8 protein-coding genes are annotated in these 11,971 nt (G+C 64.6%); 5 read left to right on the forward strand and 3 right to left on the reverse strand.

Annotation, left to right across the window (positions count from 1 at the left end):
- The first annotated feature begins 37 nt into the window (after nucleotides 1-37).
- Nucleotides 38-1,531, forward strand: a complete 1,494-nt coding sequence (locus P6U25_RS30795) for a hypothetical protein (RefSeq protein WP_407148504.1) — start codon at nucleotides 38-40, stop codon at nucleotides 1,529-1,531.
- Between the two features lie 189 nt (nucleotides 1,532-1,720).
- Here the strand turns inward: P6U25_RS30795 and P6U25_RS30800 are convergent, their stop codons facing one another.
- A complete protein-coding gene (locus P6U25_RS30800; protein ID WP_407148505.1) occupies nucleotides 1,721-2,320 on the reverse strand; it encodes a DUF1080 domain-containing protein in 600 nt (199 codons plus the stop codon).
- Between the two features lie 139 nt (nucleotides 2,321-2,459).
- On the reverse strand, nucleotides 2,460-6,575 hold the full coding sequence (locus tag P6U25_RS30805) for a GAF domain-containing protein (protein ID WP_407148506.1): 4,116 nt from the start codon (nucleotides 6,573-6,575) through the stop codon (nucleotides 2,460-2,462).
- Between the two features lie 396 nt (nucleotides 6,576-6,971).
- Here P6U25_RS30805 and P6U25_RS30810 point away from each other — a divergent pair, with 396 nt between their 5' ends.
- Genes P6U25_RS30810 through P6U25_RS30820 form a run of 3 tightly spaced genes read left to right on the forward strand, consistent with a single transcriptional unit; the run spans nucleotide 6,972 to nucleotide 10,214 of the window.
- Complete coding sequence (locus P6U25_RS30810; RefSeq protein ID WP_407148507.1) at nucleotides 6,972-8,024, forward strand: Ldh family oxidoreductase; 1,053 nt, start codon at nucleotides 6,972-6,974, stop codon at nucleotides 8,022-8,024.
- A 24-nt stretch (nucleotides 8,025-8,048) separates the two neighbouring features.
- A complete protein-coding gene (locus P6U25_RS30815; protein WP_407148508.1) occupies nucleotides 8,049-9,416 on the forward strand; it encodes an LLM class flavin-dependent oxidoreductase in 1,368 nt (455 codons plus the stop codon).
- 12 nt (nucleotides 9,417-9,428) lie between these two features.
- Nucleotides 9,429-10,214: a fumarylacetoacetate hydrolase family protein gene (locus P6U25_RS30820; RefSeq protein ID WP_407148509.1), complete on the forward strand. Its 786-nt coding sequence runs from the start codon at nucleotides 9,429-9,431 to the stop codon at nucleotides 10,212-10,214.
- A 251-nt stretch (nucleotides 10,215-10,465) separates the two neighbouring features.
- On the opposite strand, the gene P6U25_RS30825 is transcribed toward P6U25_RS30820, so the two are convergent.
- Nucleotides 10,466-11,386 (reverse strand): LysR family transcriptional regulator, encoded by a 921-nt coding sequence (locus P6U25_RS30825; RefSeq protein ID WP_407148510.1) that lies wholly within the window; start codon nucleotides 11,384-11,386, stop codon nucleotides 10,466-10,468.
- 125 nt (nucleotides 11,387-11,511) lie between these two features.
- Between P6U25_RS30825 and P6U25_RS30830 the strand changes: the two genes are divergently transcribed.
- Entirely contained in the window at nucleotides 11,512-11,913 is a 402-nt protein-coding gene (locus P6U25_RS30830) for a hypothetical protein (protein ID WP_407148511.1), read from the forward strand.
- The last annotated feature ends 58 nt before the right edge of the window (nucleotides 11,914-11,971 follow it).

An 11,971-nucleotide genomic window follows, 5' to 3' on the forward strand; every position in this document is an offset into this window, starting at 1 on the left:
GGCGCGCCACATCTCCGATCATTTTAGGTCAGAGCTCGTGCGAGCAGACATAGCCCCGCGGCCGCTGATGGCCGGCGACCTCGTTCCAGCGCTCGGCATCGCCGTGGCATCAATCGCATTCGCCCCGATCCTGCAGGCGGCCAACGCCGGGATCGCGATCGTCGTCGAGAGCCTGATCGGCTGCGCGATCGTTCTCGTGGCCCCCGCCTACGCGCCCTCGATCGCCGTCTTCATCATCTTCTTCCAGAACCTCTTCGTCTCGATCCTGTCGTCCTACATGACGACGGAATCGGAGATGGAATTCGTCAAGGGCTACAACTTTCTGGTTTGCGCGGTGATGTGGCTGGTCACGCTGGCGCTGTATGCGCGGCGCGAGCGCAACCGTTCCCCGGACGTCGACCGGATCATGAAATGGGGAATGATTACGCTGGCGACGGTGACCGCCTATTTCCTGCTCGGCGCCGCGCAGGACTCGCGCGCGGCGCTGGTCTATCTGCGCAACATTGCGTTGCCGATATTTCTTTTCCAGCTATCGCTGCTGACCGCCGCCACGTTCGAAATCCGCGTCACGCCCTTCCTGGTGGCGGTTGCTGCGCTGTTGATCGTCTGCGGATATACGGAGCTTCTGTTCCGTGATTTCTGGCTCCACATCACCAACGGCTACACGTTCTGGGGCTTCGACGAGCTCAAGGCCTCCCGCACCGGAGCCTGGGAAGCCGAGATGCGCGCAACTGGCAATGTTCCGGTGGATCTGCTGGACCGATTCCGCTTCAGCTTCTTCAACACCCCGCTGCTGGAGGACCTCGGACTGTCGAAGCTGCTGCGCATCTTCGGACCGAACATGAGCCCGATCAGCTTCGCTTACGGCGTCGGCTTCTCGATCCTGTTCCTGTTCGCGGTCGGATACCGCTGGCTGGCCCTGGCCGCGGTGCCGCTGCTGATCTTCTGCAGCGTGAAGGGCGCGCTGATCCTGGTCGTCTTCGTGGCGCTCGCCTGGACCTCGACCTGGCTGCTCGGTCCCGTCATCACCCTCGCTGGCGCACTGGTTGCGCTGATGCTGTACGCCATCGTGGCCATCCATGTCGGGCTGCAGATCGGCGACTTTCACGTGATCGGCTTCATGGGCGGCTGGAACGGCTTTTTGCAGAACCCGATCGGTCGCGGGCTCGGCGTCGGCGGCAATCTGTCCGAAGGTTACTTCTCGATCGACTGGAGCGCTGCGCAACAGGCCGGCAGTATCGAGGGCGCGGCGGAAAGCGCCGTCGGCGTGTTGCTCTATCAGATGGGCATCGCCTCCCTGGTGCCGCTCGGCTTCTTCATGGCGATGGCGCTCAAGGCCTGGCGCCTCTACGCGTCCTCCGGAATTCTCATTCAGGGGCTCGCCGGCTTCGGCACAATGGTCGTGCTGGCCAACGGCATCTTTCAGGAGGAGGCCCTGTTCGCGCCGCCGGCGCTCGGGCTGTTGCTGTGCCTGACCGGGCTTGTGATCGGCCATCACCTGCGCACACAAGGCGGCGGCCGGAACGCCTAGACCATGGGATTAGCTTGATCTGAAATAGCGGTGGAGGTCACCTCTCCCCGACGGGGAGAGGTGACCGAAGCCGCCGCGAGTGGGTTCAACCCAAACTTATTCCGCTTTAGGATCGATTGTGCCGCAACACGCGGCCGGAGGAGAACGGCCCGGCCGCAATCACGACCGGGCCGATTGCAAGCCGGAGCATCAGAGCGGCTTGATCTGCACCTTGCGGAACTTGACCACGCCCGAGCCGTACTGGAGCGCGACATAGCCGCTCGCATGCTTGGAGTCCTGCGCATCGACCGTCTTCTGGCCGTTGAGCGTCACCACGAAGTGCGGCCCCTGCGCGGTGATCTCATAGACGTTCCATTTGCCGGCGGCCTTCGGCATCGGATCGACCTTGGCGACATCGACGATGGCACCGGTGCCATAGGTCGGATCCGGCCGCTTGTCGAAGATGTTGACCTCGTAGCAACTCTTGCCGTCGACCGCCTTGTTGGTCTGGCAGCGGATGAAGATGCCGCTGTTGGCGTCCTCGTCGACCCAGAACTCCGCCCTGATCTGGAAATCCTTGTAAGGCGTCTTGGTGACGAGATAGGCTAGCTCCTTGCCGTCGAGCTTGTCGGCCACCAGCGCGCCATCCTTCATCGTCCAGTTGGCCTTGCCGACCTCGTCCCAATCGCCCTTCTTGGAGCTGTCGAGCAGCGTGACCCAACCATCGCTCTGGCCCGACGCGGTGGTGGAGAATTGCAGCGCGACGGCGGCGACCAAAAGACCGGTCGCAAGTGCAGGCAAATACTTCATCAGAGACGTCCTCCCGTTTGTTTTGGTTGGCGCGCAACCTAGCATCGCGGCGCGCGGCGTAAATGCTGTATCTCATGCTGCATCTGCGTTGTGCAATGGCTTGTTGTCGCAACCAGAGGTCAGATATGTGCGGCTGCGTTCACTGCCGCTGCACCGCCCGCCCTGGCTCTGCTTCGCCGTCGGTCATGGCCTCGCAGGCCAGCGCAGGTTGCAGCGGCGGCGAGTCCGGTACCGGCGCGGATCCCAACAACTCGGCGAGATCGCGCGGTGGCAGCGGCCTGGAGAACAGGAAGCCCTGCATCTCGTCGCAGGCGTGCGCCCGCAGGAATTCCTGCTGTTCGGCGGTCTCGACCCCTTCGGCGACGATGGTCATGCCGAGCGCCTTGCCCATGCTGATGATGGCCTGCGCGATCGCCACGTCCTCGGAATCATCGGGCAGGTCGCGTACGAAGGAGCGATCGATCTTGATGGTGTCGATCGGGAACTGCTTCATCAGCGACATCGACGAATAGCCGGTGCCGAAATCGTCGATCGCCAAGCGAATGCCGCGGCTCTGGATCGCGTCGAGGACGTGGATCGCCCGCGAGACATTGCGCATCACCATGCTTTCGGTGACCTCGAGCTGCAGCAGCGCCGGCGGCATGCCGCTCGCAGCGAGCGCCTCGTCGATATCGTTGAGCAGATGCGGATCGGTGAACTGCCGCGGCGAGAGGTTGACCGCCATGGTCACCGGCCTGAGACCGTGGCGCTGCCACGCCATATTCTGTGCGCAAGCTTGCTTGAGCACCCAGCGGCCGATCGGCACGATCAGCCCGATCTCCTCGGCGAGCGGAATGAACTGCCCCGGCGCGACTCGGCCGAGTTCGGGATGCGCCCAGCGCAACAGCGCTTCCACGCCACTGATCTGTCCGCTCGCCATGTCGACCTTCGGCTGATAGTCCAGTGAGAACTGATCGCGCTCCAGCGCGCGGCGCAGCGCGCTCTCCATCGTCAGGCGCTCGATCGACTGCGCCTTGATCTCGTTCGAGAAGAAGCGGAAGCCGTTCTTGCCGTCTTCCTTGGCGAGATACATCGCCATATCGGCATTCTTGGTCAGTGTCTGCACATCGTCGCCGTCGGCCGGGTACATCGCGATCCCGATCGAGGCCGTGGTGTGGCACTCATGTCCGCTGAGCTGCACCGGCTGGCTGAGCGCCGCCAGGAGGTCGCCGGCTATGCGCTCCACGTCGTGACGTTCGGCGGCTTCCTCGAGGATGACGACGAATTCGTCGCCGCCGAGCCGCGCCACCACGTCGCTCGCCCGCAGGGATCCGCGCAACCGCTCCGAGATCGCCACCAGCAGCGTATCGCCGGCGTCGTGACCGAGCGAATCATTGATCACCTTGAAGCGGTCGAGGTCGATGAACAGCACCGCGAATTGCCGCTTTTGGCGGTCCGCCGCCAAGATCGCGTGATGCAGCAGCTCGTTGAATGTCTCGCGGTTGGGCAGGTTAGTGAGGCTGTCATGCGAAGCGAGATACTCGATGCGCTCATCGGCCTTGTTCTTCTCGTCGGCGCGGTCAAAGCCTTCGAGCGCAAATGCCAGATTGTCGGCGAGCCGCTGCAACAGTTCGGCGAATTCCGGCGTGAAGGTGTCCTTCTCGCTCGCGACGAAGATCATGACGCCGACCGCTTCGCCGTTGACGATCAGCGGAAACGACGCGCTGGATTTCGTTCCGTCGAGACGGGCTCGCTCATGGAACGCTGCCGTGTCCGTCTCCGCGCAATAGTCGTTGATGATGCTGGGCTTGCGCGACCGGAAGGCCCTGCCGCAGGTGCCGCGCCCTTCCGGATGCGCCTCGTTGGTCGAGAGCGTCACCTGTTGTGCGCCCTCGGCGGCCGGTCCCGCGGTCGCGACAATCTCGAGATAGTCGCTGCCCGGCCGCACCAGCGCGATGGTGGTGGAGGTGAACTTGCCGCCGGTCGCGGCCGCTTCACAGACCAGCCGATACAGCTCGCCGCGGGACTTCGCCCGCATGATCGCCTCGTTGGTCGCGCTCAGTGCCGCGAACATGCGCGACAGCCGCTCCCGCTGCTCATCGGCCCGGGCCTTCTCGTCGGCCCGGTCGAAATTGTCGAGCGCAAACGACACGTTCTCTGCCATTCGCTGCAACAGCGCCATCATCTCGGGGCTGAAGGTGCCGAGCTCGGCGGACAGAAATACCAGCGCGCCGATCGCCTCGCCGCCCTTGAGCAGCGGCAGGGCCGCGCCGGACTTGCTGCCGCTGTCGCGAATGACCTGGTAGAGATGCGACTCGGTTCCGAAGTCGCTGAGATAGTCGTTGCTGATGCACGGCCTGCGGGTGCGGATCGCAACGCCGGTCAGGGTCTGTCCTTCCGGACGCGACGCGTCGGCCGACAACTGAACCTGCCAGGCGCGCACGCGATCGGGCCCCGAGGCCGCGACGCTTTCCAGGAAGGGCGCGCCCGGCCGCACCAGCCTGATCGTGGTCGAGACGAACTGGTCACCGACCGCCGCCGCATCGCAGACCAGCTCGAACAATTCGCTGCGGGATTTCGCCCGCATGATCGCCTCGTTGGTTGCGCTCAGCGTGGCGAACATCCGCGTCAGTCGGGCCTTCTGCTCCTCGGTCCGCGCCTTCTCGTCGGCGCGATCGAAGGTGCCGAGCGCAAAGGAGACATTGTCGGCGAGCCGCTGCAGGAGTTCGGCGAATTCCGGCGAGAAGGTGTTGCGCTTGGCCGAGATGAACAGCATCACGCCGACCGGTTGCTCGTTGACAACAAGCGGAAATGCCGCCCCCGAGCGCGCGTCCTCGCGGTGGATGACCTCGCGGAATGCGCTGTTGGCCAGGTCGCCCAGGAAGTCGTTGTTGATGCAGGCCTGCCGCGTGCGGAACGCGCGGCCGCAGACGCCGCGCCCTTCGGGCAGCGCTTCGTTGCGCGCGACGGTGAGGCGGCGCGCATTCTCGGCCGTAGGTCCTGCGACCGCCACCATCTCCAGGAAATCGTTGCCGGGCTTCGCCATCAGGATGCTGGTCGAATTGAAGCCGCCGCCATGCGCCGCCGCGGCACAGACCAACTCGAACATTTCGAGCCGCGATCTGGCGCGCATGATTGCCTCGTTGGTCGCGCTGAGCGCGGCGAACATCCGGGACAGCCGCTCCCGCTCGGCATCGGCCCTGGCCTTTTCGGTGGCACGGCCAAACGTGTCGAGCGCAACCGACACGTTCTCCGCGATCCCCGCGAGCAGCGCGATGATCTCTTCGTCCGCTGCCCAGGAATTGCCGATGAAGAAGATCAGGATGCCGATGCTCGCACCGAACCGGGTCAACGGCAGCGCGACGCAGGCCATCAGGCCGCTGCCGCGGGTCTGGGCCTCCGACGGGCTTGCCGACTTCGGAATGTCGCGCTCGATGCAGGGCCGCTGGGTGCGGAACGCTTCTCCGCAAACGCCCTTGCCGTAGACATTGTACGGATCGATCGAGAAGCGCGTCTGCGTGATCAGATCGAGCACCTCGCCGGTACCGGCCACGGGCTCGAGCCAATGCGTGTCGGGCTCGGCCAGCAGCACCACCGTAGCGAAGGATTTTCCGCTGAACACCGCGGCGTCGCAGACTCGCTGGTAGAGGTCATGCTCGGTCTTGGCACGGAGGATGGCCTCGTTGGTCGCGCTGATCGCACCGAACATGCGGTTGAGCCGGCGCATTGCGCGCTCGCCGCTCTTGCGCGAGGCCTCATGGTTGAAATTGTCGAGCGCAAAGGACACATTGGCCGCCATGCGCTCCAGCAGCGCAACGACCTCCTCGCCGAGCGAGTGCGGCTCGCGCCGTGTCACCATAAAGACACCGACGCTAGCACCATTGCAGACCAGCGGCATCGCCGCCGCGGCCCCAACGCCGCCTCTAGCCGCGCCGGTGCGCCAGGCCGCCGAACGGGGATCGTTGATGTAGTCGTTGCTGACACAGGCCACCTGGTCGCGGAATGCCCGCCCGGCAACGCCCTCGCCTTCCGGGGTGTTGCTGATGATGGAAATATCGATGCTGCGCAGCCGCGCGACGTCGTCACCGAAGCCCGCCGCGAATTTCAAGCGGCCGGTATCGGGCTCCAGCAGAAACACGGTGACGGCAAGGAAGTCGCCACCGGAAAACGCGGCTTCGCAGACCTTGCTGTACAGCTCCTCCGGCGATTTCGCGTAAAGGATCGCTTCGTTGGTGGCATTCAACGCCGCGAATGTCCGTCCGATGGTCGACTGCACGATCCTTGAGGCCCCCGGGGCCGCCCCCTTCACTTTGGCTGGGGACACTGCACGCCGGACACCTAAGTGATGGTTAGGGCCGCCGACATGTCACAAGTCAGAGTAAACGCCTGACCAACGAGACGAGCCGTGGTCCGGGGAATTACGGGCGCTGCTGTGCCGCGCTGAGGCGGTGACGTCTCCCGTCGCATTTGCCTGGGTTTCGCCGGCGCACCCGCCAAATTCCGCATCGCGACCGCGCCCGTTCCACGCTGTGAAATCGAGGCGCCGAGCACCCAGTTCCCGGTATGGCGGACCGGATTTTCTGCGCTTGCTCGCTCCCCGGCGCTTTGAGACCATGAGGCCAACACCAGAAAGCAAGACCCGCGCAGGGCGGGCCGACCACGAGGAAATCCCATGCCGATCGTCCAGGCCGACCGTCTCACGCGCATCGGCGCGGCGCTTTTGAAAGCTGCCGGCGCATCGGAGGAGGAGGCGAATGCCGTCGCCTCCGGCTGCGTCAACGCCAACCTCGCCGGCCACGATTCCCACGGCGTGATCGCGATCCCGACGTATATCGACCGCATCAAGGCCGGCCATATCGTGCCCGGCGCGAAATGGACCATCGTGCAGGAAAGCCCGACCACCACCGTAATCGACGGCCACTGGGGCTTCGGCTTCCACGTCAATGCCAAGGCGATGGAGATGACCATCAACAAGGCGAAGACCGCCAATGTCGCGGCCTGCACCGTGTTCCGGCAGAGCCATGTCGGGCGGCTCGCGCACTATCCGATGATGGCGATGCGCGAGGGCATGATCGGGATTGCGGCCGCCGATTCCGGCCGGTCGCCGAAGCATGTCGCCCCGTTCGGCGGACGCGAGGCGCGGCTCGGCACCAACCCGATCTCGATCGCGGTGCCCTCCGATCTCGAGGCGCCGTTCTATCTGGACATGGCGACCTCGGCGGTCGCCGCGGGCAAGATCCAGCTCGCGGTGGCGCGCGGCGAGCAGATTCCCAAGGGCTGGATCATCGATTCCGAGGGGCGCGACACCACCGATCCGAAGGACTATCGCAAGGGCGGCGCGCTGCTGCCGCTCGGCGGCACCGAGGGCTACAAGGGATCCGGGCTTGCCGCGATGGTCGAGGTGCTGTGCGGACTGCTGACCGGCCTCGGCTTCGGCGTCGAGCCGACCGGCCGGCACAACGACGGCTGCTTCATGGCGGTGTTCAACGTCGCCGCCTTCCGCCCGCTCAAGGATTTCCAGAAGGAGGTCGGCGACTTCGCCCGCTACCTGAAATCGACGCCGCCCTCGGAAGGGAGCCGCGGCGTGTTCTATCCGGGCGAAGTCGAATATCTGCGCGAAGTCGAGCGACGCAAGAACGGCATCGATATCGAGGATGCGACCTGGGAGAAGCTGAAGGCACTCGCCGCCGACTACAAGCTGGCCCAGGACCTCGAGCTTCGCTGAAATAGCGCGACACAGGAGGACGACATGACACGGCAAATGGCGCTGGTCGGCTTTTTGCAGGCACAGAACTGCACCAATCTGCCAAGCTCCTGGCGCCATCCGGAATCGCGCGACGATTCGATGTCGGCGGATTACTATCAGGAGATCGCGCGCATTCTGGAGCGCGGCAAGTTCCACATGGCGTTCTTCGACGACCGGCTGGCGATGCCCGACCGCTACGGCAACGATCATGCCCACACCGTCGAATACGGCATCCGCTGCGTGAAGATGGACCCTATCGTGGTGCTGACCACGATGGGCATGGTCACCGAGAAGCTCGGCCTCGCCTCGACCTGCTCGACCACCTATTTCGAGCCGTTCGACGTCGCGCGCCGCTTCGCCACGCTCGACCTGATGACCAATGGCCGCGCCGCCTGGAACGTGGTCACCTCGGTCAACGACGGCGAAGCGCTCAACATGGGGAAGGAACATCATCTCGAACACGATCTGCGTTACGACCGCGCCGACGAATTCATGGAGGTGGTGCTCGGCCACTGGGATTCCTGGGAAGACGGCTCGCTGATCATCGACAAGACAAGCGGCCGCTTCGCCGATCCGACCAAGGTGAAGCGGCTCGACCACAAGGGCGCGTTCTTCACCTCACGCGGCCCGTTCACCGTGCCGCGTTCGCCGCAGGGCCATCCGGTCGTGATCCAGGCCGGCGCCTCCGGCCGCGGCCAGCGCTTTGCCGGACGCTGGGGCGAGGTGATCTTCACCGCGGCGCGCAATCTCGCCAATGCCAAGCAGGGCTATGACGCGATCCGGGGCGAAGCCGCCAAGGCCGGCCGCGATCCCGATCAGATGTTCCTCTGCAACCTGATCACGCCGGTCACCGGGGCCACCAAGGCGGAGGCCGAGGACCGGATGGCCGTGATCCAGAAGCTGCCGCTCGAGATCGACGCACTGTCGCTGCTCGCCGAGGGTCTCAACTTCGATTTCGGCGCCAAGCCGATCGACGAGCCGCTGACGACCGAGGAACTGCAGGGCATGCAAGGCATGCTCGGCATCCGCGACGGCGTGCTGCGCACCTCCGGCAAGACCAATCCCTCGACCCGCGACTTCATCACCTTCTCCGGCCGCGGCCAGGTGCAGGACGCGATGGTCGGCGGACCGAAGGAGATCGCCGACCGGCTGGAAGAGATGTTCGTTGGCCGCGGCTGCGACGGCTTCGTCGTCGCGGCAAGCTATGTGCCCGGCTCCTATGCCGACTTCGTCGACCATGTGGTGCCCGAGTTGCAGAAGCGCGGCCTGTTTCACAAGGACTATGCCGGCAAGACGCTGCGCGAGAATCTCGGCCTCAAGCGTCCCGCCGCCGGCGCCTGGAAGACCCGCCCGCAGGTCGCCGCGGAATAGAAGGACACCATCATGCGCTGGCTCAAATTCACCGCCGCAGGCAAGACATCCTGGGGCCTCGTCGAGGACGACAAGGTCGTCACCGTCAACGGCGATCCGCTCGGTGAGTGGACCAGGACCTCGCAAACCCATGCGCTGAAGGACGTGAAGATCGAGCTGCCGCTGATCCCGCGCACCTTCTACTGCGTCGGGCTGAACTATTTGAAGCATCTCAAGGAAGCCGCCGACAAGGCCGGCACCGTGCCCAACATCCCCGACCGTCCCGAGATCGGCTATCGCGCGCAGAACGCGCTGATCGCCCATGACGAGGACGTCGTGATCCCGGCAAGCGCGACCGAGAAGATCCATTACGAGGGCGAACTCGTCGTCGTGATCGGCAAGAAGGCCAAGCATCTCACTGAAGCCAATGCGATGGATTGCGTGTTCGGCTACACCATCGGCAACGACGTCTCCGAGCGCACCTGGCAGAAGGCCGATCGCGGCCTGTGGCGCGCCAAGAACGCCGACACCTTCAAGCCGATGGGCCCGTGGATCGAGACCGATGTCGATCTCGACCGGATGGAGACCGCGATCCGCGTCAACGGCAAGGAGACCGGCCGCTTCCGCACCAACGAGATGATCTTCGGCATCGTGCCGTTTATTGTTGAGCTAACCAAATACTTCACGCTGTGGCCTGGAGACGTGATCTGGATGGGCACCGACGGCGCCTCGCCCGACTTGAAAGATGGCGACGTGGTCGAGATCGACATCACCGGCATCGGCACCCTGCGCAACAGGTTCGTGAAGGAGAAGGTGTGAGGTGAAATATTGGATTCACTGTCAATCAGCCAAGCTCTCGGTGTCATCACCCGCGCATGCGGGTGATCCAGTATTCCAGAGGCCCTCGTTCAATTTGAGAGGCCGCGGCGTACTGGATGCCCGCCTGCGCGGGCATGACGACTGAGGAGATGTGAGTCCGCATTCTCGCGGCGGTTTCGTCCGAGCTCTGCATCTCGTTCCACCCCCTCATTGACCAGAGGGGCGCGCCCCAAGAGGCAACCGCATTCGGACTAGCGCGCCGCCTCCAGGCCGCCCTTCACGTGATCGATGAAGGCACGCAGCTTCGGCATGATCTGCCGGTGGCTGGGATAATAGAGGAAGACGCCCGGCGTCATCGGCGCAAATTGCGCCAGCACCTGGACGAGCTTTCCCGCCTTCACGGCGCCGGCCGCCAGCGGTGCAGGGACTTGCGCAAGGCCGATACCTTCCACCGCCGCGCCGAGCATGGTGGGAAAGTCGTAGGCGATGAAGGGTCCCGATACGGCAATCTCGATCGAACGACCGCCGTCGTTGAGCAGCCATGGCGCAAGCCCGCCGTTCGATCGTCGCAATCTCAAGCAGGCATGCTGGCGCAGATCATCGGGGCATTCGGGCCGGCCGCGGCGGTCGAGATAAGACGGGCTGCCGACGATGGCGAAAGGCAACGGCTTGGTCAGGCGCACCGCGATCATGTCGGGAGCAATGAACTGGCCCATTCTGATGCCGGCGTCGAAACCTTCGGCGGCGATGTCGACCAGCTCCTCGCTTGCGGCAAGTTCGAGCTCAACCTCTGGATACGCCTTGCAGAACGAAGCGATCAGCGGCTCCAGCAGGATCGGCACCACCGAGCGCGGGACGGTGAGACGCAACAGCCCGGCCGGTCGCTGTCCGAGTTCGCGCGCCGCCCCGCTCGCGGCGACCAGCTCCTCGAACGCCGGCCTTGCGCGCGCCAGAAACCGTTCGCCGGCGTCGGTCAGGCCGACGCTGCGGGTGGTGCGGATGAAGAGCACGGCGCCGACCCGCGCCTCGAGCGCGCGCACCGCCTGGCTGATGGCCGATGGCGTGACCCCGAGTTCGGCAGCCGCGCGGCGAAAACTGCGATGCTGGGCGACACTGAGGAATGCCTCCACTCCGTCGAGCGCGCCCTGCCGGACTGTGAAGTTCTGCTTCATGGCCCGTCAACATTATCGCGAATAGTCGCTCGCGCAAAGCTGTCCTACATCCGAGCTGCAGATGGACCGTAGCGCTAGGTGCGCGGCCATTCGCAAACGACGACCGTCGTGAACGGAGGAGACCCATGAAAGCCATCCGTCACACCGTCTTGGCACTCACCCTCACCCTGACAGGCGCCATCTCCATGACCGCTTCATCTCTTGCCCAAACACAAGCCACGTCCCCCACAACCACCGGCGTGATGGTCATCCTGACCGTCAAGGCAGGCGTCACACGCGACCAGGTGATGGCGGTGATGCCGGACGAGATCCGGCAGACCGTGCAGCTCTATCTCAATGGCAAGCTTCGTGAATGGTATTCGCGTTCCGACGGGCGCGGCGCCGTCTTCCTGCTCGATGCCAAGGACGCCGCCGAGGCACACGCGATCATGGAAGGTCTGCCGCTCGCCAAGCAAGACCTGATGGACCACGACTACATCGCGGTCGGTCCGCTGCTGCCGCTCCGCTTGCTCGTCGCCAAACCCTGAACGTCCGCCAAGGTCGAACCCGATCGACGGGTTCGACCTCCCCGACCGACAATCACAA

Origin of the sequence: Bradyrhizobium sp. ORS 86 (assembly GCF_045571475.1) — a bacterium.
GTDB lineage: Bacteria > Pseudomonadota > Alphaproteobacteria > Rhizobiales > Xanthobacteraceae > Bradyrhizobium.

Excerpts from the sequence above, each read along its gene's own strand:
- P6U25_RS30810 (WP_407148507.1), top strand. The coding sequence starts at position 6,972 with ATGCCGATCGTCCAGGCCGACCGTCTCACGCGCATCGGCGCGGCGCTT.
- P6U25_RS30830 (WP_407148511.1), top strand. The coding sequence starts at position 11,512 with ATGAAAGCCATCCGTCACACCGTCTTGGCACTCACCCTCACCCTGACA.
- P6U25_RS30815 (WP_407148508.1), top strand. The coding sequence starts at position 8,049 with ATGACACGGCAAATGGCGCTGGTCGGCTTTTTGCAGGCACAGAACTGC.
- P6U25_RS30820 (WP_407148509.1), top strand. The coding sequence starts at position 9,429 with ATGCGCTGGCTCAAATTCACCGCCGCAGGCAAGACATCCTGGGGCCTC.
- P6U25_RS30800 (WP_407148505.1), bottom strand. The coding sequence starts at position 2,320 with ATGAAGTATTTGCCTGCACTTGCGACCGGTCTTTTGGTCGCCGCCGTC.
- P6U25_RS30825 (WP_407148510.1), bottom strand. The coding sequence starts at position 11,386 with ATGAAGCAGAACTTCACAGTCCGGCAGGGCGCGCTCGACGGAGTGGAG.